General features: G+C 61.1%; 18 protein-coding genes. 11 read left to right on the top strand and 7 right to left on the bottom strand.

Annotation, left to right across the window (positions count from 1 at the left end; genetic code table 11):
• Positions 1 to 15 precede the first annotated feature (15 nt).
• From moeB to AC3ZU9_RS07220, 4 genes are read left to right on the top strand one after another with little or no spacing between them, the layout of a single operon-like run.
• On the top strand, positions 16 to 1,878 hold the full coding sequence (gene moeB, locus AC3ZU9_RS07235; protein WP_490090492.1) for a molybdopterin-synthase adenylyltransferase MoeB: 1,863 nt from the start codon (positions 16 to 18) through the stop codon (positions 1,876 to 1,878).
• Between the two features lie 15 nt (positions 1,879 to 1,893).
• On the top strand, positions 1,894 to 2,808 hold the full coding sequence (locus tag AC3ZU9_RS07230; RefSeq protein WP_043206318.1) for a PLP-dependent cysteine synthase family protein: 915 nt from the start codon (positions 1,894 to 1,896) through the stop codon (positions 2,806 to 2,808).
• 37 nt (positions 2,809 to 2,845) lie between these two features.
• Positions 2,846 to 3,838: a serine O-acetyltransferase gene (locus AC3ZU9_RS07225; protein WP_015885356.1), complete on the top strand. Its 993-nt coding sequence runs from the start codon at positions 2,846 to 2,848 to the stop codon at positions 3,836 to 3,838.
• 2 nt (positions 3,839 to 3,840) lie between these two features.
• A complete protein-coding gene (locus AC3ZU9_RS07220) occupies positions 3,841 to 4,569 on the top strand; it encodes an alanyl-tRNA editing protein (RefSeq protein WP_490090491.1) in 729 nt (242 codons plus the stop codon).
• Positions 4,570 to 4,644: 75 nt separating this feature from the next.
• On the opposite strand, the gene prpD is transcribed toward AC3ZU9_RS07220, so the two are convergent.
• The 6 genes from prpD to AC3ZU9_RS07190 all read right to left on the bottom strand — a co-directional run bounded on the left by prpD (position 4,645) and on the right by AC3ZU9_RS07190 (position 13,028).
• Positions 4,645 to 6,129, bottom strand: coding sequence for a 2-methylcitrate dehydratase (gene prpD, locus AC3ZU9_RS07215; protein ID WP_490090490.1), 1,485 nt, complete (start codon positions 6,127 to 6,129; stop codon positions 4,645 to 4,647).
• A gap of 142 nt (positions 6,130 to 6,271) precedes the next feature.
• On the bottom strand, positions 6,272 to 7,462 hold the full coding sequence (gene prpF, locus AC3ZU9_RS07210; RefSeq protein ID WP_490090489.1) for a 2-methylaconitate cis-trans isomerase PrpF: 1,191 nt from the start codon (positions 7,460 to 7,462) through the stop codon (positions 6,272 to 6,274).
• Between the two features lie 9 nt (positions 7,463 to 7,471).
• A complete protein-coding gene (gene acnD / locus AC3ZU9_RS07205; protein ID WP_490090488.1) occupies positions 7,472 to 10,066 on the bottom strand; it encodes a Fe/S-dependent 2-methylisocitrate dehydratase AcnD in 2,595 nt (864 codons plus the stop codon).
• A 188-nt stretch (positions 10,067 to 10,254) separates the two neighbouring features.
• Entirely contained in the window at positions 10,255 to 11,382 is a 1,128-nt protein-coding gene (prpC, locus tag AC3ZU9_RS07200) for a bifunctional 2-methylcitrate synthase/citrate synthase (protein ID WP_046036403.1), read from the bottom strand.
• A 42-nt stretch (positions 11,383 to 11,424) separates the two neighbouring features.
• Complete coding sequence (gene prpB / locus AC3ZU9_RS07195; RefSeq protein ID WP_015885362.1) at positions 11,425 to 12,318, bottom strand: methylisocitrate lyase; 894 nt, start codon at positions 12,316 to 12,318, stop codon at positions 11,425 to 11,427.
• Complete coding sequence (locus tag AC3ZU9_RS07190) at positions 12,315 to 13,028, bottom strand: GntR family transcriptional regulator (RefSeq protein WP_015885363.1); 714 nt, start codon at positions 13,026 to 13,028, stop codon at positions 12,315 to 12,317. Before AC3ZU9_RS07190 ends, prpB begins: the two co-directional genes overlap by 4 nt.
• 272 nt (positions 13,029 to 13,300) lie before the next feature.
• Between AC3ZU9_RS07190 and rloA the strand changes: the two genes are divergently transcribed.
• From rloA to AC3ZU9_RS07160, 6 genes are all read left to right on the top strand, one after another.
• The gene (gene rloA, locus AC3ZU9_RS07185) at positions 13,301 to 13,834 is read left to right on the top strand and encodes a retropepsin-like aspartic peptidase RloA (protein ID WP_046036401.1); all 534 of its coding nucleotides are present in this window, start codon (positions 13,301 to 13,303) and stop codon (positions 13,832 to 13,834) included.
• Positions 13,835 to 13,839: 5 nt separating this feature from the next.
• Positions 13,840 to 15,372: an osmotic stress tolerance membrane protein RloB gene (rloB, locus tag AC3ZU9_RS07180; protein WP_015885365.1), complete on the top strand. Its 1,533-nt coding sequence runs from the start codon at positions 13,840 to 13,842 to the stop codon at positions 15,370 to 15,372.
• A complete protein-coding gene (locus tag AC3ZU9_RS07175; protein ID WP_046036400.1) occupies positions 15,372 to 16,358 on the top strand; it encodes an alpha-L-glutamate ligase-like protein in 987 nt (328 codons plus the stop codon). Before rloB ends, AC3ZU9_RS07175 begins: the two co-directional genes overlap by 1 nt.
• An 84-nt stretch (positions 16,359 to 16,442) precedes the next feature.
• Positions 16,443 to 17,789 carry an aminodeoxychorismate synthase component I gene (pabB, locus tag AC3ZU9_RS07170; protein WP_490090487.1) on the top strand — a complete coding sequence of 449 codons (1,347 nt, stop codon included), beginning with the start codon at positions 16,443 to 16,445 and terminating at the stop codon, positions 17,787 to 17,789.
• Between the two features lie 225 nt (positions 17,790 to 18,014).
• A complete protein-coding gene (locus AC3ZU9_RS07165; protein WP_064052635.1) occupies positions 18,015 to 18,317 on the top strand; it encodes a type II toxin-antitoxin system HigB family toxin in 303 nt (100 codons plus the stop codon).
• Entirely contained in the window at positions 18,317 to 18,673 is a 357-nt protein-coding gene (locus AC3ZU9_RS07160) for a helix-turn-helix domain-containing protein (RefSeq protein ID WP_043205753.1), read from the top strand. Before AC3ZU9_RS07165 ends, AC3ZU9_RS07160 begins: the two co-directional genes overlap by 1 nt.
• Before the next feature lie 132 nt (positions 18,674 to 18,805).
• On the opposite strand, the gene thrH is transcribed toward AC3ZU9_RS07160, so the two are convergent.
• Positions 18,806 to 19,423, bottom strand: a complete 618-nt coding sequence (thrH, locus tag AC3ZU9_RS07155; protein ID WP_015885369.1) for a bifunctional phosphoserine phosphatase/homoserine phosphotransferase ThrH — start codon at positions 19,421 to 19,423, stop codon at positions 18,806 to 18,808.
• Positions 19,424 to 19,574: 151 nt separating this feature from the next.
• On the opposite strand from thrH, the gene AC3ZU9_RS07150 reads away from it, so the two are divergent.
• Entirely contained in the window at positions 19,575 to 20,309 is a 735-nt protein-coding gene (locus tag AC3ZU9_RS07150) for a phosphoadenylyl-sulfate reductase (protein WP_490090486.1), read from the top strand.
• The last annotated feature ends 94 nt before the right edge of the window (positions 20,310 to 20,403 follow it).

The following is a 20,403-nucleotide window of genomic DNA, read 5'->3' as shown; positions in this document are numbered from 1 at the left end:
CAACGCGAGAGCCACATGGACGTCCTCCGCCCCACCGCCCTGGAACAGATCTACGCCCACGCCAGCCGCAGTTACCCCGAAGAATGCTGCGGTTTCATCTTCGCCGACGGCAGCGTGTACCTGGGCAGCAATATCCAGAATGAACTGCACCACAAGAATCCCGAGATGTACCCGCGCAGCGCAGCCAACGGCTACACGTTCTCGGTGGCCGACACCCTGCTGATGAACAAAGCGTTTCGCAGCGACAACCCAGTGGTGGTGATCTACCACTCCCACCCGGACGTCGGTGCCTATTTCAGTGACGAAGACCAGGACAAGGCGCTGTTCCTGGGCGAGCCGATCTACCCCGTGAGCTACCTGGTGGTCGACGTTCGCCAGGGCCAGGCCCTGGGCTCCAAGCTGTTTGCCTGGGATGGCAAGCATTTCGCCCTTCAACCTTTCAACGACCTGCACACGGAGTTGTCCATGAACGCTGTCTCTTTCCCCGACATTCTGGTTCGCGTGGCCAAGCTGCCGGAATCGACCCTCGAGGGCACCGGATCGACATTGCGCGAAGTCATTGAAAACCTCTGCAGCAGCCACCCACAGTTGCGTTCGCACCTGTTCCACGAGAAGAACAACCAGCTCAAGGAACACTTCCTGTTTACGGCCGAGGAAGCGCTGATCGATGCCGACGAGCCCTTGCCGCAAAAGGCCAAAATCGAAGTACTGCTCGCGACCTCTGGCGGCATGGATGTCGACGCACTGAGCAATGAAGAAGTACAGCGCTACGTGCGCCATATCACCCTGCCCGGCGTCGGTCGCGAAGGCCAGTTGAACCTCAAGAAAGCCAAGGTGCTGATCATCGGCACCGGCGGCCTCGGCTCACCAATCAGCCTGTACCTGGCCGCCGCCGGCATCGGCACCCTGGGGCTGGTGGACTTTGATGTGGTGGAAAGCAGCAACCTGCAACGCCAGATCGTCCACGGCAACAGCACACTCGGCATGCCCAAGGTCGAGTCCGCCAAGCAACGCCTGCAAGACCTCAACGGCCATATCCAGATCAATGCCCACGACACCGCATTGAACGCTGACAACGCCCTGGAATTGGTAGGCGCCTACGACCTGGTGATCGACGGCACCGACAATTTCGACACCCGCTACCTCGTCAACGATGCCTGCGTGCAACTGGGCAAACCCTTGGTGTACGGCGCCATCTACCGCTTCGACGGGCAGATCAGCGTGCTCAACTATCAAGGCGGGCCTTGCTATCGCTGCCTGTTCCCCAGCCCGCCGCCCGCCGAACTGGCACCCAATTGCAGCGCCGGTGGCGTGATCGGGGTATTACCCGGCGTGGTCGGGATGATCCAGGCCACCGAGGCCATCAAACTGCTGATCGGTATTGGTGAACCCTTGTCGGGCCGCTTGATGCGCTTTGACGCGCTGGCGATGAAGTTCAGCGAGATCCGCTTCAAGCGCCGCGCCGATTGCCCCTGCTGTTCCGAGGCGCGCCACAGTGAAACCCTGGCGCCCGCTGTCTGCGCGGATGCCGTGCCCAATCAACCGTCCCTGGCCGAAGAGCGCTACATCAAGCCCCGGGTACTCAAGCAAGTGCTTGAACACCCCAGCAGCGCCGACGTGCTGCTGGACGTGCGCGACGCCAGCGAATTGGAAGTGTGCAAGTTGCCGGGGGTGGTGCACATCCCCCTCGCCGAACTGGACGGCCACCTCGACAGCCTCAGCCGTGACAACACCCACTACCTGATCTGCTACGCCGGCAGCCGTGCCGAGCAAGCCGCCAGCACCTTGCTGGCCGCCGGTTTCGCCAACACCAAAGTCCTGCAGGGCGGCATGAAACATTGGGTTCGCGACGTCGAACCCGACATGCCTTTGTATTGAACCGAGGGTTGAATGATGTTGCATAACTCCATTCTTGAGGTGATCGGCCAAACGCCGATTGTGCGTTTGGCGCAGTTCTCCGAAGACCTCGGTATCGAGGTCTACGCCAAGCTCGAATCCCTCAACCCCGGCGGCAGCCACAAGGCGCGCATCGCCTTGGGCATGATCCTCGACGCCGAGCGCCGGGGCGTGCTGATCCGTGACTCCGGGCAAACCATCATCGAGCCCAGCGGGGGCAACACCGGTATCGGCCTGGTGATGGCCGGCAATGTGCTGGGCTACAAAGTGGTGCTGGTAATCCCCGACAACTACAGCCCCGAGAAACAGAAGCTGCTGCGTTTATATGGGGCCAAGGTGGTGCTGTCGGACAGTCGTCTGGGTAACAATTCCCACGGCGAAAAGTGCATGGAACTGCAGCTGGAAAACCCCAGCTACGTGATGCTCAACCAGCAGCGCAATGGCGCCAACCCGCAGACCCACCGCGACACCACCGCACCGGAAATCCTCCGCGCCTTCGGCGAGCGACGCGCAGACTACTTTGTCAGCGGCATCGGCACCGGCGGGCATATCACCGGCATCGGCGAAACCCTGAAAGCCGCCTGGCCTGGCCTGCGCGTCATGGGCGTGGAACCGGAAGAATGCGACCTGCTGAAAAACCAGCACGCGCCGCATCATATCCAGGGCCTGTCGATCGGCCTGATCCCGAGCATCCTCAACCTGGACGTGATCGACGGCATGCTCAAGGTCTCGCGCCAGGACTGCATCGATATGATGAAACGCATCATGCGCACCGACGCCATCAGCCTGGGTCTGTCGTCCGCCGCCAACATGGTGGCTATCGCCAAGCTCGCTCCCGAACTACCGCCCGACACGGTGGTGTTGACCATGGTCTACGACAATGCCGACAGCTACCTGCCCAGTTTTGAATAACGGGTTTTCCAACCACACAGAATGCGGGGGTGCCTCGATGGGCGGCTTTATCGACATGCAACAATTGCACGATGAGTTGCTGACTCACCTCATCAAGACCCTCACACCCGTACAGATGAAACAGCTGGAACCGCACCTCGCGCCGCTGATCCAGAATGCCGCCCAGGCGGTGGCCGAAGACCTGATCGCCTATGCCTACCGTGACCCGGCGTCGCGTGGGCGCGGCGAGTTGATCCTGGAGTCCTACGCCTCGTTCAAGGCGGTGCTGTATTACCGCCTGGCACACGTGGTATGGAATTTCCCCGACCAGCACAATGGCGTGTTCTCGCGCATCGCGCTCAAGCTGAGCAACCAGGGCAAGATCCTGTCCGGCGCCGAAATTCACCCGGCGGCGCGCATCGGGCGACGCTTCGTGCTCGACCACGGCTACGGCACTGTGATCGGCGAAACCTGCGAGATCGGTAACGATTGTTACATCCTCTGCGGCGTGACCCTGGGCGCCCGCGGCATCGCCAACAACCCCGACGGCAAGCGCCATCCACGCCTGGGCAATAACGTTGAGGTCGGCGCCGGCGCACGCGTGCTGGGTTATGTATTGATCGGCGACAACGTATTTATCAGCCCATCCTGCGTGATCACCCAAGACGTGCCCGCCGGCACCAAGGTCAAGGTGGTCAACCAGATTCAGCTGCAAAAAAACGATGAATCGGACAACAGCAACTACCTCGGTGCATTCGCCCTGGACGAGCGGTTGCATGTGGTCGGCGAGATCAACGCCAGCCACAAGGTCACCGTGCTGGACGCCGACTTTCATCCGTTGCAAGGGCTGATGCTGGAGCCCACGGTGAAGGAGCGTCATCACCTGCAATTTCGCCTGCACCGCGTCGAGTCGGGCAACCACTTGCCGCGCCTGCCGCTGAACCTGAAGGTCTGCGGCCCCGAATTTGAAATCACCCTGCTCTCCCCCCCTGGCTTGAGTGCAATGGTGCGCCACCTGCTGCAAGCCAGCCCATTGATCGTCGGAGGTTGAACATGTCCGTGCACACCATGGAAACCCTGGCGCTGTTCGACAGCGCGCCTTATCAGAACGCGTTCAGCGCCCGGGTGATTGCCGTCAGCGAACACGGCATTGCCCTGGAACACACACTGTTCTATCCCACCGGCGGCGGGCAGCCGGGAGACACCGGCCACCTGACATTGGCGGACGGTACGCGCGTCGAGGTGACCGGCACAGTGCGCGACCCGGTGCTGCGCTCGATTATCTGGCACCAGGTGGAGCACTGGCCCGAGCAGTTGACCGCAGGGGTGCAGGTGAACGCCGGCCTCGATTGGGAACGTCGTTACCAGCACATGAAAATGCACACCTGCCTGCACCTGCTGTGCTCAATCATTGATGCCCCGGTGACCGGTTGCAGCATCAGTGCCGACAAGGGCCGCCTGGATTTCGACCTGCCGGAAATGACCCTCGACAAAGACAGCATCACCCGCGACCTCAACGCCCTGATCGAACAGGCCCACGCGGTGAAAACCCTGTCGATGCCGGCCTCGGAATATTCCACCCTGCTGCAGATCACCCGCACCCAGGCGGTGGCGCCGCCGGTAATCCAGGGCTCGGTGAGGGTCATTGAAATTGCCGGGATCGATATCCAGCCATGCGGGGGCACCCATGTGCTCAATACCGAGGAAATCGGCCGGGTGTTCTGCGAGAAGATCGAGAAGAAGAGCAAACACAATCGCCGGGTGATTCTGCGATTCGAGTGAACACGGTCAACTGTGGGAGGGGGCAAGCCCCCTCCCACATTTATTGGGTTTACACAGATGAATACGGGGTGTCTGCTAGATCACGAACAAGTCCACAAACCGATTGACCGCTGTGGCTTCAAGCGTCGCCTGGTCCTTGCACAACGCAAAAATCTCGGCGCTGCGCTGCGCGGTAAACCGTGTGGCCAGGTTGGCCTTGAACTTGTCTTCCAGCAACGGAATGCCATCGACTCGACGGCGGCGATGGCCGATCGGGTACTCCACCGCCACTTGCTCGGTGCAGCTGCCGTCGTTGAAAAACACCTGCACCGCGTTGGCAATGGAGCGCTTGTCGGCCTCCAGGTATTCCCGGCTGTAGCGTGGGTCTTCGACGATGACCATCTTGTCGCGGAGCGCATCGATGATCGGGTGGGCAGCATGGAATTCATCTTCGTACTGCTCCGCCACCAAATTGCCGAACGCCAACGGCACGGCGGTCATGTATTGCAGGCAATGGTCGCGGTCGGCGGCGTTGGCCAGTTGACCGACCTTGGAGATGATGCGAATTGCCGACTCATGGGTCGTGATCACGATACGCTCGATTTCGTGCAGGCGATCTTTCACCAACGGGTGCAAGGTCACCGCCGCTTCGCAGGCGGTTTGCGCGTGGAACTCGGCGGGGAAGCTGATCTTGAACAGCACGTTTTCCATCACATACGTGCCGTAGGGCTGGGAAAGGCTGAACGCGCGCTTGTCCTGCGGCTTGAGTGCCAGGTCCTTGTTGGTGTGGCTGAACAGCACGTCGTAGAACCCCCACTGCGGCGCGCTCAATACCCCGGGAATGCCCATCTCGCCGCGCAACGCGATATCCGCCAAACGCACGCCCCGGCTCGACGCATCCCCCGCCGCCCAGGATTTGCGCGAACCGGCATTCGGTGCATGCCGATACGTACGCAACGCCTGCCCATCGACAAACGCATGGGACAACGCCGCAAGCAACTGCTCACGGTTGGCGCCCATCAGCTTCGCGCTCACCGCCGTAGAGGCGACTTTTACCAGCAGCACATGGTCGAGGCCGACACGGTTAAAAGAGTTTTCCAGGGCAATCACCCCCTGGATTTCATGGGCCATGATCATTGCTTCCAGTACCGCGCGTACTGTCAGCGGTGCGTCGCCGTTGGCCACGCGCTTTTGCGACAAGTGATCAGCCACGGCGAGGATGCCGCCGAGGTTATCCGAGGGATGACCCCATTCGGCGGCGAGCCAGGTGTCGTTGTAGTCGAGCCAACGCACGATGCAGCCGATGTCCCACGCGGCCTTGACCGGGTCCAACCGGAACGACGTGCCCGGCACCCGCGCGCCAAACGGCACCACCGTGCCCTCGACGATCGGCCCCAAGTGCTTGGTGCATTCGGGGAAACGCAAGGCCAGTAGGCCGCAGCCCAACGTATCCATCAGGCAGTTGCGGGCGGTGTCCAAGGCGTCCTGCGAGTCGATCCGGTAGTTGAGGACATAATCGGCGATGTCCTGCAGGACCTGGTCATAGTCGGGACGGTTGTTCTGGTCGGCGTTGGCGCTCATGGCAGTTACTCCTAAAAGGTTGGGTTAGTCCTCAGGATCACGGTTGATCGCTCCATCGCAGATCTGGCCGTCTGCTTGGGGGTATGGAGATCCAATGTGGGAGGGGGCAAGCCTCCTCCCACACTGGAGACAGTGTGGGTTGCTAGAAAGCGTCGCCCGGGACGCGGACGAAGCCTTCCATCAGCACTCGGGCGCTGCGGCTCATGATGGCTTTCTTCACCACCCATTCGCCGTTCACCTGAGTGGCTTCAGCACCGACACGCAAGGTGCCGGACGGATGCCCGAAGCGCACCGCATTGCGTTCAATACCGCCCGCCGCCAAGTTGACCAACGTCCCGGAAATCGCCGCGGCCGTGCCAATCGCCACGGCCGCCGTGCCCATCATCGCGTGGTGCAATTTGCCCATGGACAGCGCGCGCACCAGCAGGTCCACATCACCGGCCTTGATCGCCTTGCCACTGGACGCCACGTAATCCGCCGGTTTGGCCACAAACGCCACCTTCGGCGTGTGCTGGCGCTGGGCAGCTTCGTCCAGGTGCTTGATCAGGCCCATGCGCAAAGCGCCGTAGGCCCGCACGGTTTCGAACATCGCCAGGGCCTTGGGGTCGCTGTTGATTGCGCCTTGCAGCTCGGTGCCGGTGTAGCCGAGGTCTTCGGCGTTGATGAAAATCGTCGGGATACCGGCGTTGATCAACGTGGCCTTGAAGGTGCCGACACCGGGCACTTCCAGGTCGTCGACCAAGTTGCCGGTGGGGAACATCGAGCCGCCGCCGCCCTCTTCTTCCGCCGCTGGGTCCATGAACTCCAACTGCACCTCGGCGGCCGGGAAGGTCACGCCGTCAAGCTCGAAGTCGCCAGTTTCCTGCACCGCGCCGTCGGTGATCGGCACGTGGGCGATGATGGTTTTACCGATATTGGCCTGCCAAACCCGTACCACGGCTACGCCGTTGTGGGGCACGCGGGCGGGGTCGAGCAGCCCGGCGCTGATGGCGAAGGCGCCGACCGCCGCCGACAGGTTGCCGCAGTTGCCGCTCCAATCAATAAACGGCTTGTCGATGGAGACCTGGCCAAACAGGTAGTCAACGTCGTGATCGGCGCGGCTGCTTTTCGCCAGGATCACGGTTTTGCTGGTGCTCGATGTGGCGCCGCCCATGCCGTCGATCTGTTTGTCGTAAGGGTCTGGACTGCCGATTACCCGCAACAGCAAGGCGTCACGCGCCGCCCCCGGCACCTGCGCCGACTCGGGCAAGTCCTTGAGGTTGAAAAATACGCCCTTGCTGGTACCGCCACGCATGTAGGTGGCGGGGATCTTGATTTGCGCTACGTGTGCCATGGTTACCCCTCAGGCCGTCGCCGCCGATTCCAGGAAGTCCTGGGCAAAACGTTGCAACACGCCGCCCGCTTCGTAGATCGACACTTCTTCGGCGGTGTCCAGGCGGCAGGTCACCGGCACTTCGACACGCTCGCCATTCTTGCGGTTGATCACCAGGGTCAACCGCGCACGCGGGGTGCGCTCGCCAACCACATCGTAGGTCTCACTGCCGTCGATCTTCAGCGTGTGGCGGTCGGTGCCGGGCAGGAATTCCAGCGGCAATACGCCCATGCCCACCAGGTTGGTGCGGTGAATGCGCTCGAAACCTTCGGCAGCAATTGCCTCCACACCGGCCAGGCGCACGCCCTTGGCTGCCCAGTCGCGGGACGAGCCCTGGCCGTAGTCGGCGCCGGCGATGATGATCAGGGGCTGCTTGCGTTCCATGTAGGTTTCGATGGCTTCCCACATCCGCGTGACCTGGCCTTCGGGCTCGATACGCGCCAGGGAACCCTGCTTGACCTTGCCGTTTTCCACCACCATTTCGTTGAACAATTTTGGGTTGGCGAAGGTCGCGCGCTGCGCGGTCAAATGGTCGCCGCGATGCGTTGCGTAAGAGTTGAAGTCCACTTCAGGCAGGCCCATTTTCGCCAGGTATTCGCCGGCGGCGCTGTCGAGCATGATCGCGTTGGACGGCGACAAGTGGTCGGTGGTGATGTTGTCCGGCAGCACCGCCAGCGGGCGCATGCCCTTGAGCGGGCGTGCCCCGGCCAGCGCGCCTTCCCAGTAGGGTGGGCGGCGGATGTAGGTGCTTTGTGGGCGCCATTCGTACAGCGGCGCGACTTTCGGGCCGGTGTCTTCGTGAATCGCGAACATCGGAATGTACACCGCGCGGAATTGCTCAGGCTTCACCGAAGCCTTGACCACTGCGTCGATCTCTTCGTCGCTCGGCCAGATGTCTTGCAGGCGGATTTCCTTACCGTTGGCGTCGAGGCCGAGCACGTCTTTCTCGATATCGAAACGGATGGTGCCGGCAATCGCATACGCCACCACCAGCGGCGGCGACGCGAGGAAAGCTTGCTTGGCGTACGGATGAATCCGTCCGTCGAAGTTGCGGTTGCCGGACAACACGGCCGTGGCGTACAGGTCGCGGTCGATGATTTCCTGCTGGATCACCGGGTCCAGTGCACCGGACATGCCGTTGCAGGTGGTGCAGGCGAAGGCCACCACGCCGAAACCGAGCTTCTCCAGCTCAAGGCCCAGCCCCGCCTCTTCCAGGTACATGGCCACGGTTTTCGAGCCGGGTGCCAGGGACGACTTGACCCACGGTTTGCGCGTCAGCCCCAGTTTGTTGGCATTGCGCGCCAGCAGGCCTGCCGCGATCACGTTGCGCGGGTTGCTGGTGTTGGTGCAGCTGGTGATGGCCGCGATGATCACCGCACCGTCGGGCATTTGCCCTGGCACGTCATCCCACTGGCCGGAAATGCCTTTGGATGCCAGGTCGCTGGTCGCCACGCGGGCGTGCGGGTTGCTCGGGCCAGCCATGTTGCGCACGACGCTGGACAGGTCGAAGGTGAGGCCACGCTCGTATTGCGCGCCCTTGAGGTCATCGGCCCACAAGCCGGTGTGGCGAGCATATTGCTCCACCAGGGTGACTTGTTCGTCCTCGCGACCGGTGAGTTTCAGGTAGGCGATGGTCTGCTGGTCGATGTAGAACATCGCCGCAGTGGCGCCGTATTCCGGGGCCATGTTGGAGATGGTCGCGCGGTCGCCGAGGGTGAGGTTTGAGGCCCCTTCACCGAAGAACTCCAGCCAGGCACCCACCACTTTCTGCTGACGCAAAAACTCGGTCAGCGCCAGCACCATGTCGGTGGCGGTGATGCCCGGCAACAATTTACCGGTGAGCTCTACGCCGACGCTTTCCGGCAGGCGCATCCACGAGGCGCGGCCAAGCATCACGCTTTCGGCTTCGAGGCCACCGACGCCGATGGCGATCACGCCCAAGGCGTCTACATGCGGGGTGTGGCTGTCGGTGCCGACGCAGGTATCCGGGAAGGCCACGCCGTCGCGCACCTGGATCACCGGGGACATTTTCTCCAGGTTGATCTGGTGCATGATGCCGTTGCCGGGCGGGATGACGTCGACGTTCTTGAAGGCTTTTTTAGTCCACTCGATAAAGTGAAAACGGTCTTCGTTGCGACGGTCTTCGATGGCGCGGTTCTTCTCGAACGCATCCGGGTCAAAACCACCGGCTTCGACGGCCAGGGAGTGGTCGACGATCAGTTGAGTCGGCACCACCGGGTTGACCTGCGCCGGGTCGCCGCCTTGCAGGGCGATGGCATCGCGCAGGCCCGCGAGGTCCACCAGCGCGGTCTGTCCGAGAATGTCGTGGCAGACCACGCGTGCCGGGAACCACGGGAAGTCGAGGTCGCGTTTGCGGTCGATCAGTTGGCTCAGGGAGGCATTGAGGGTGGCCGGGTCGCAGCGGCGTACGAGGTTTTCGGCGAGCACGCGGGAGGTGTAGGGCAACGTGGCATAGGCGCCGGGGGTGATTGCCTCGACAGCCGCGCGGGCGTCGAAGTAATCCAGGCGGCTGCCGGGAAGCGGTTTGCGAAATTCAGTGTTCATCGTCAGGACTCGGTCACGGTGGTTGCAAAAGGAGCCGATTGATCCAGCGTTGAAATGCAGTTCAAGTGTGGGAGGGGCTTGCCCCCGATGGCAGTGTGTCAATCAACCCATCTGTTACTGATACACCGCTATCGGGGGCAAGCCCCCTCCCACATTTGACCCCATTCCAATTCCGGAAGAGCCAGCCTTCAGCGACGTTCGATTGGCACGAACTTGCGCTGCTCAACGCCGGTGTACTCGGCGCTTGGACGGATGATGCGGTTGTTGGCGCGCTGCTCGAACACATGCGCCGCCCAGCCCGTCAGGCGCGAGCACACGAAGATCGGCGTGAACAACTTGGTCGGGATGCCCATGAAGTGATACGCCGAGGCATGGTAGAAGTCGGCGTTGGGAAACAGCTTCTTCTGCTCCCACATGGTTTTGTCGATGGCTTCGGACACCGGGAACAACACCGTGTCGCCCACTTCATCGGCGAGTTTTTTCGACCAACCCTTGATCACTTCATTACGTGGGTCGTTGTCTTTGTAGATCGCGTGACCGAAGCCCATGATCTTGTCCTTGCGCGCCAGCATGCCGAGGGTGCCTTCGACGGCTTCTTCAGCCGACGAGAAACGCTCGATCATTTCCATCGCTGCTTCGTTGGCGCCGCCGTGCAGCGGGCCGCGCAGGGAACCGATGGCGGCAGTGACGCAGGAATACAGGTCGGACAGGGTCGACGCACACACCCGGGCGGTGAAGGTCGAGGCGTTGAATTCGTGCTCCGCGTAGAGGATCAGCGACACGTTCATCACCTTGACGTGCAGTTCGCTCGGCGGCTTGCCATGCAGCAGGTGCAGGAAGTGGCCGCCGATGGTCGGCTCGTCGGTCACGCAGTCGATGCGCTTGCCGTCGTGGCTGAAGCGGTACCAGTAGCACATGATCGCCGGGAAGGCGGCGAGCAGGCGGTCAGTGACGTCGCGCTGCACGCTGAAGTCTTTTTCCGGCTCGATATTGCCCAGGAACGAGCAACCGGTGCGCATCACGTCCATTGGGTGGGCGTCGGCGGGGATGCGCTCCAGCACTTCTTTCAACGCCTGCGGCAGGTCGCGCAGCTTGCTCAGCTTGGCGCTGTAGGCCGCCAGTTCGGCCTGGGTCGGCAGTTCGCCGTACAGCAGCAGGTAAGCGACTTCTTCAAATTGCGCATCGGCGGCCAGTTCGCGCACGTCGTAGCCGCGGTAGGTCAGGCCGGCACCGGCCTGGCCCACGGTGGACAGTGCGGTCTGCCCGGCGACCTGGCCACGCAGGCCGGCGCCACTCAGTACTTTTGCTTCAGCCATGGTTTTTCTCCAATTTTGTCTTTATTCAGGGAGGCGTGTTCGTCACTTTTTCGCGGCAAACAACGCGTCAAGCTTCTGCTCGAAGGTGTGGTAGTCGATGCGATCGTAAAGCTCCATACGGGTTTGCATGGTGTCGATCACGTTCTGCTGGGTGCCGTCGCGACGGATCGCGGTGTAGACGTTTTCGGCGGCCTTGTTCATGGCGCGGAAGGCCGAAAGCGGGTACAGCACGATGGAAACATCGGCAGATTTCAACTGTTCGGTGGTGTACAGCGGCGTGGCGCCGAACTCGGTGATGTTGGCCAGGATCGGCGCTTTCACACGGGCGGCGAACAGCTTGTACATCTCCAGTTCAGTGATGGCCTCCGGGAACACCATGTCGGCGCCGGCTTCGATGCAGGCGGCGGCGCGTTCCAGGGCCGACTCCAACCCCTCGACGGCCAGGGCATCGGTACGGGCCATGATCACAAAGCTGTCATCGGTGCGCGCATCCACAGCGGCCTTGATGCGGTCGACCATTTCCTGCTGGGACACGATTTCTTTGTTCGGACGATGACCGCAGCGCTTGGCGCCGACCTGGTCTTCGATGTGGATCGCGGCGGCGCCAAACTTGATCATCGACTTGACCGTACGCGCCACGTTGAAGGCCGAGGAGCCGAAACCGGTGTCCACGTCTACCAGCAGCGGCAGGTCGCATACGTCGGTGATGCGGCGTACGTCAGTGAGTACGTCGTCCAGGCCGGTGATGCCCAGGTCCGGTACACCGAGGGAGCCGGCCGCCACCCCGCCACCCGACAGGTAGATCGCCTTGAACCCGGCGCGCTTGGCCAGCAGGGCGTGGTTGGCATTGATCGCGCCAACGACTTGCAACGGCTGTTCACTGGCAACGGCGTCACGGAAACGCTGGCCTGGAGTGCTCTTATTGTTGGAACTCATGACTCACCTCGTGATTGGGCAGCACCGTCCGGGAAGTGACGGGCAATGTTGCGTTTGGAAGCGCCGATATGCCGGCGCATCAACAGTTCGGCCAGTTCACCGTCGCGATCGGCAATCGCGTCAAGAATGCGGTGGTGCTCGGCAAAGGCCTGGCGTGGACGATTGGGGGTAGCGGAAAACTGGATGCGGTACATGCGCACCAATTGGTACAGCTCGCCGCAGAGCATTTGCGTGAGGGTGCGGTTGCCGGCGCCTTGAATGATCCGGTAATGAAAATCGAAGTCGCCTTCCTGCTGGTAGTAGCCGACACCGGCCTGGAACGCGGCATCGCGTTCATGGGTGTGCAGCACTTGGCGTAGCTCTTCAATCTCCGTGTCGGTCATGCGCTCGGCCGCCAGGCGGCAGGCCATGCCTTCGAGGGATTCGCGGATTTCATAGAGTTCGATCAGTTCAGCGTGGCTCAGCGACACCACCCGCGCGCCGACGTGAGGCACGCGCACCAGCAGGCGCTGGCCTTCCAGGCGGTGGATCGCCTCGCGCAGCGGGCCACGGCTGATGCCGTAGGTGCGCGCCAGCTCCGGCTCGGAAATTTTGCTGCCGGGGGCGATCTCGCCTTTGACGATGGCGGCCTGGATACGCCGGAAGACGTTCTCGGACATGGTCTGGGAATCGTCTTGCACCACCACTGGGGTTTCCAGCTGATCCAGCATATTGTCGACACCTTTAAAAGCAATGTGGCAAAAACTAGCCAATCAGCCCCCATTAGTCAAAGAATAAATCAACATTGTCGACAATCGTCTAATAACCCTGAGTGCACGCTCCTGGGGCATGGCCGCCTGCCAGCGCTGGCGCCAAAAAAGCATCATGTTAGAATGCCCGCCGCATTTGCCTGACATCACTAGATGAAACGGCGCACGAGGGAGCTTGCGCAGTAATGCCAGTCGCCTTGAATCAAACATCGCACTGCACCGCCTCAGGATTTATGAGACTCAAGCCCTTCCCCCTGTTTTGCCTAATGTTCATTCCAGGCCTTGGCGCTGCCGCCGAGAAAACTGTGTATGGACTCAACGAATACGCCCAATTGGCCGGCATCGACCTGGAAGTCGCCGCCAAACTGGACACCGGCGCCAAGACCGCTTCCCTCAGTGCCCGTGATATCAAGCGCTTCAAGCGCAACGGCGAGTCCTGGGTGCGCTTCTACCTGGCCATCGACACCGCCCATTCCCATCCCATCGAGCGCCCCCTGGCCCGCGTCAGCAAGATCAAGCGCCGCGCCGGTGACTACGACCCCGATGAGGACAAGAACTACACCGCCCGTCCGGTGATCGCTCTGGATATCTGCATGGGCACCGCTTTACGCAGCATCGAAGTGAACTTGACTGACCGCAGCGCCTTCCAATATCCGCTGCTGATCGGCTCCGAAGCGTTGAAACGCTTTGATGCGCTGGTCGACCCCAGTCTTAAATATGCAGCAGGCAAGCCCGCCTGTGCCGCCGACGCTCATACCGCCGAGTAAACCGAATGCGCTCTCTGACCCTGCACCTGAAAATCCTGATCGCCATCCTGGTGGTGCTGGGTATTTCGGTCACCGCCTATCAGATCTTCGTGTTGGGGATCCCCGTCACCGAGGACGCCACCGACGACTTGTGGAACATCGACGCCAAGGTCGAGTTCGTCGCCAACCCGAAAGACCCGGTGAAAATCCAGATGTTCGTGCCGCCCTTGAGCCGCGACTTCGTCAGCCTCAACGAAAGTTTTATCTCGAACAACTACGGGGTGAGCGTCAACCGCACCGACGGCAACCGCAAGGTCACCTGGTCGGCACGCCGCGCCAAGGGCAACCAGACCCTGTATTACCGGCTGGTGCTGACCAAGCGTTACAGCGGCGAAAAGGTCAAGGTCAAGGGCCCCACGTTCCGCGATAGCATCGCCGTGGAAGGTCCGGAGAAAATCGCCGCCGAAGCCTTGCTGGCGCCGATCCGCCAGCACTCGGCCGACGTCGAGACCTTTATTACCGAAGCCATCAAGCGCACCAATAACCTCAACGACGACAATGTGAAGCTGCTGCTGGCGGGCGATCCGTCTATCCCGCACAAGGCCAAGATTGTCGAGTTGCTGCTCTCTATTGCCCACGTGCCGGTGGAAAAGGTGCATACCATCCGCTTGGTGGCCGACCAGCCGCAAACCCCGGAACTGTGGCTGCGCAGCTTCAACGGCAATGACTGGTTGTACTTCAACCCTGAAACCGGCGAACAAGGCCTGCCCGCCGACCGCCTGCTGTGGTGGACCGGTGATGAAAACCTGATCACCGTCGACGGCGGCAAGAAGGCCATGGTGACCTTCAGCCTGAACAACAGCGAGATGAACGCGATTCGCCTGGCCAAGCTGACCGACGAGAACACTGACGCCAACTTCCTCGAATACTCGCTCTACGGCCTGCCGCTGCAGACCCAGCAGACGTTCATGATCATGGTGATGATCCCGATTGGCGTGCTGGTGATCCTGATCCTGCGCAACCTGATCGGCCTGCAGACCCTGGGCACTTTCACCCCGGTGCTGATCGCCCTGGCGTTCCGCGAGACGCAGTTGGGCTTCGGGATTGTGCTGTTCACGATTATCACGGCACTGGGGCTGTCGCTCAGGTCGTACCTGGAACACTTGAAATTGCAGATGCTGCCGCGGTTGTCCGTGGTGTTGACCTTCGTGGTGGTACTGATCGCAGCCATCAGCCTGTTCAGCCATAAATTGGGGCTGGAACGCGGGTTGTCGGTGGCGCTGTTCCCGATGGTGATCCTGACCATGACCATCGAACGCCTGTCGATCACCTGGGAAGAGCGCGGCGCGAACCATGCGCTGAAAGTGGCGATTGGTACGCTGTTCGCCGCCTCCCTGGCGCACCTGATCATGAGCGTGCCGGAGCTGATCTACTTTGTGTTCACCTTCCCGGCGATCCTGCTGATCCTGGTGGGTTTCATGCTGGCCATGGGTCGTTATCGCGGCTACCGCCTGACCGAGTTGGTGCGGTTCAAGGCTTTTCTCAAGGCTGACCAGTAATGTTCGGGTTCTGGAAGACCTGGAAGGCCCTCGAGGCGCGGGGGATCATGGGCATCAATCGGCGTAACGCCGACTACGTGCTCAAGTACAACAAGCGCAGCCTGTACCCGATTGTGGATGACAAGATCATCACCAAGGAGCGCGCGCTCGCGGCGGGCATCCACGTGCCGGAAATGTACGGCGTGATCTCCACTGAGAAGGAAATCGACAAGCTCGACGAGATTATCGGCGGGCGCAGCGACTTTGTGATCAAACCGGCCCAAGGTGCCGGCGGTGACGGCATCCTGGTGGTGGCGGACCGCTTTGAAGGGCGCTATCGCACAGTGTCCGGCAAGATCATCAGCCATGAAGAGATCGAGCATCAGATCTCCAGCATCCTCACCGGCCTCTATTCACTGGGCGGCCACCGTGATCGTGCGCTGATCGAATACCGCGTGGTGCCTGACCAGATCTTCAAGAGCATCAGCTATGAAGGCGTGCCGGACATCCGCATCATCGTGCTGATGGGCTACCCGGTGATGGCCATGCTGCGCTTGCCGACCCGCCAGTCGGGCGGCAAGGCCAACCTGCACCAAGGGGCGATAGGCGTGGGTGTCGACCTCGCCACCGGCCTGACCCTGCGCGGAACCTGGCTGAACAACATCATCACCAAACACCCAGACACCACCAACGCGGTGGATGGCGTGCAACTGCCCAACTGGGACGGTTTCATGAAGCTCGCGGCCGGTTGCTATGAACTGTGCGGGCTGGGTTATATCGGTGTGGACATGGTGCTGGACCAGGAGAAAGGCCCCCTGATCCTGGAGCTGAATGCACGGCCAGGATTGAATATCCAGATTGCCAATGACTGTGGTTTGACCCTGCGCACCCATGCGGTGGAAGCGCGGTTGGAAGACCTGAAAGCCGCCGGCGTGACGGAAACGCCGGAGGAACGCGTGAAGTTCGTGCAGGAAATGTTTGGGCATATTCCGCCTGTGGAAGGCTGAAGACCGCATCGCCGGCAAGCCGGCGCCTACAGTGGAATGCGGTACAATCCCCGCCCCTCTATGCTCATAGCTGATTCGCCTCGCATGTCGACCTGCTCCGTACACTCACTCCCCTACCGGGCCAACCCCGCCGAGTTTTTTGCGGCGATTCGCCATGCGCCTGGTGCCGTGCTATTGGACAGTGGCCGACCCGCGGCCGAACGCGGGCGGTATGACCTGCTGAGCGCCTGGCCGCAGGCGACGTTGACGGTATCGCCTGACGAAAGCGGTAGTGATTTCCTGCAACGCTTGCGGGAAAACCTCACCCAGTTGGGGAAAGCGGACTTGCCGACCGGTTATACGCTGCCGTTTGCCGGCGGCCTGATCGGTTACCTGAGCTACGATTTCGGCCGCCACCTGGAACAAATGCCGCACCTGGCCGCAGACGATCTGCACCTGCCGGATGCGCGCTTCGGGCTGTATGCCTGGGCATTGATCAGTGATCACCAGGCGCAGACGAGCCAGTTGGTCTTTCATCCCGCGCTGGCCGATAGCGAGCGACACCGCTTGATCGCTTTGTTCAGCCAGGATGTTGTTCACACCTCGGCCACCTTCACACTTCAGGGCAGCATGGCGCCGGACCTCACCGCCGAGGCTTACCGGCAAGCCATCGTGCGTATCCAGGACTACATCCAGGCCGGCGATTGCTATCAGGTCAACTTCGCCCAGCGTTTTCGAGCGCCGTGCAGCGGCGATCCGTGGGTGGCTTATTGCGCCCTGCGCGAAGCCTGCCCGACGCCGTTCTCCGGGTTCCAGAGCCTGCCGGACGACGGCGCGGTGCTGAGCCTGTCGCCCGAGCGTTTCGTGCGCATCACCGAACGCCAAGTCGAAACCCGCCCGATCAAAGGCACTCGACCACGGGGTGAGACGCCCGAAGAAGACGCAGCCAACGCCGCCGAACTGCTGGCCAGCCCCAAGGACCGCGCCGAAAACCTGATGATCGTCGACCTGCTGCGCAACGATCTCGGCCGCACCTGCCGCACCGGCTCCGTGAGCGTGCCGGAGCTGTTCAGCCTGGAGAGCTACCCCAACGTGCACCACTTGGTCAGCAGCGTCATCGGCACACTGGCCGACGACAAAGACGCCCTCGACCTGATCGCCGGCAGCTTTCCCGGCGGCTCCATCACCGGCGCGCCGAAGATTCGCGCGATGCAGATCATCGACGAACTGGAGCCAACCCGGCGCGGCTTGTACTGCGGCTCGCTGCTGTACCTGGACGTGCGCGGCGAAATGGACAGTTCCATCGCCATCCGCAGCTTGCTGGTCAAGGATGGGCAGGTGTGCTGCTGGGGCGGCGGTGGGATTGTGGCGGATTCGCAGTGGGAGTCGGAGTATCAAGAGTCGCTGACGAAGGTACGGGTGTTGTTACACACGTTGGAAAACCTGCCTTAGCCACGCCCCTCCTGGCTCTCGGGTGCAGAGCCGCTCGACTGGAAAGAACCTGAATCAGAACGTCTATGGACGGCGTTTGAGCTGGAAGATAGCGTCCAGCCCGAACGCCCAATGGCCGTCTGTGAGGGATCACATGAAACGACTGCTTACCTGTCAGAAATTATTTCCGAGATTGCATCTCACCCAAACCGCATCTATCATCTCCCAAATTGGGAGGTTGCAGCGATGCGAATAATCGCTCTCTCTACCCTAAGACTGTTTTGGGAAAGCCACTCAGCCTATTCCGACGCCAAAACACCGCTGGTCGAGCTGTACCGCCATATGGAAAAAGCGACTTACCCAACACCACAAGCGCTCAAAGCGGAACTTAGAACGGCAAGCATCCTTAAAAGTGGCAGGGTTGTATTCAACGTCGGCGGCAACAAGTATCGAGTAATCATGGCGATCGACTATCAGCGACAGCTTGGGTTCGTACGTTTCGTAGGGACTCACGCGCAGTACGATCAGATCAACGCGGAGACCGTGTGATGAACATCAAACCTATACATTCCCAGGAAGACCTGACCGCTGCGCTCGCACGGGTGGAGCAGCTCTGGGGAGCGGAAATGGGCTCACCCGAAGGGGACGAGCTGGAAGTTCTTGCAGTGCTCATTGAGAAGTACGAGGCAGAGCATTTTCCGATGCCACCTTCGGATCCAGTGGAGGCCATCAAGTTCAGGATGGAGCAACTGGGTATGACCGCCCGCGATCTGGAGCCCTTTATCGGCACCAGTGGGCGGGTGTCGGAGGTGTTGAACCACAAACGCAAGCTGAGCCTGTCGATGATCAAGCGCCTGCATGAAGGCTTGAGCATTCCTTATGAGCGGTTGCTTGCAGGGGTTTAACGGGGAAATATACGCGGGCTGTACTGGCCCCTTCGCGAGCAAGCCCACATTGTTACGCGTACATCCCTTGGAATGCGGTCGAATGTGGGAGCGTGCTTGCTCGCGAAGAGGCCATCAGCAACGCCGAATAACCTACAAGCTCAACGGCCGGTTCGACGCCTTGATAAATTCTTTCTTCAACGCCTCAAACGTATGCACCGCCGGAAACTGCGGGAATTCACGAATCACGTTCTCCGGTGCATGGAACAGGATCCCCCGATCGGCTTCGCCCAGCATGGTGGTGTCGTTGTAGGAGTCGCCGGCGGCGATCACGCGGTAGTACAGCGTCTTGAAGGCCAGTACCGATTGACGCTTGGGGTCTTTCTGGCGCAACTGGTAGCTCACCACGCGGTCGTTTTCGTCGGTGATGAGACGGTGGCAGAGCAAGGTCGGGAAGCCCAGCTGGCGCATCAGCGGCTGGGAGAATTCGTAGAAGGTGTCTGACAGGATCACCACCTGGAAGCGCTCGCGCAGCCAGTTGACGAACTCGATGGCGCCGTCCAGCGGCTTGAGGGTGGCGATCACTTCCTGGATGTCGGCGAGCTTGAGGCCGTGTTCATCGAGGATGCGCAGGCGTTGCTTCATCAATACGTCGTAGTCGGGAATGTCCCGGGTGGTAGCCCGCAGGGATTCAATACCGGTTTTTTCGGCGAAGGCGATCCAGATTTCCGGAACCAGCACCCCTTCCAGGTCGAGACAGGCAATTTCCACAAGACACTCCATTTTGATGTTGTTGATTGAGCGAGCAAAAGGACTGCCGAACTCTAGCGATTCAAGCTCGTCGCCGCAACGCAGAGCGTATTTTGATACCATCGCTTCCCTATAGAGCGCTCAGCGCCACTGACCTGTAGGAACCGTCCTGATGAACCAAACCTTCGACGTCGCTGAACTCGCCGCGACTTACGCCAACAAATCCGCCCAGGACATTCTCAAACTGGCGTTCAGCCAGTTCGGTGAAGACCTGTGGATTTCCTTCAGCGGCGCCGAGGACGTGGTGCTGGTCGACATGGCCTGGAAGCTGAACAAGAACGTCAAGGTGTTCAGCCTCGACACCGGCCGCCTGCACCCGGAAACCTACCGGTTTATCGAGCAGGTGCGCGACTTCTACAAGATCGACATCGAGCTGATTTCGCCGGACCAGAGCAAGCTGGAACCCTTTGTCAAAGAGAAAGGCCTGTTCAGCTTCTACAAGGACGGCCATGGCGAATGCTGCGGCGTGCGCAAGATCGAGCCGCTGCGCCGTAAACTCGCAGGCGTGAATGCCTGGGCCACCGGCCAGCGTCGCGACCAGAGCCCCGGCACCCGCAGCCAGGTGGCAGCGCTTGAAATCGACACGGCCTTCTCCACGCCGGAACGTACCCTGTACAAATTCAACCCACTGGCGCAGATGACCAGTGAGGAAGTCTGGGGTTACATCCGCATGTTGGAGTTGCCGTACAACAGCCTGCATGAGCGCGGTTTTATCAGCATCGGCTGTGAGCCCTGCACCCGTCCGGTATTGCCGAACCAGCATGAGCGTGAAGGCCGCTGGTGGTGGGAGGAAGCCACGCAGAAGGAATGCGGGCTGCACGCGGGGAATATCATCAGCAAGGCGTAAGCACTGGCGCGGCAAGAAAATGTGGGAGGGGGCTTGCCCCGGTACAAACCGGGGACATCGTTTACATTTCTAACCGGGGACATGGTTTACAGGT

Source organism: Pseudomonas sp. A39, assembly GCF_058145955.1.
This window is presented reverse-complemented; position numbering and strand designations above follow the sequence as displayed.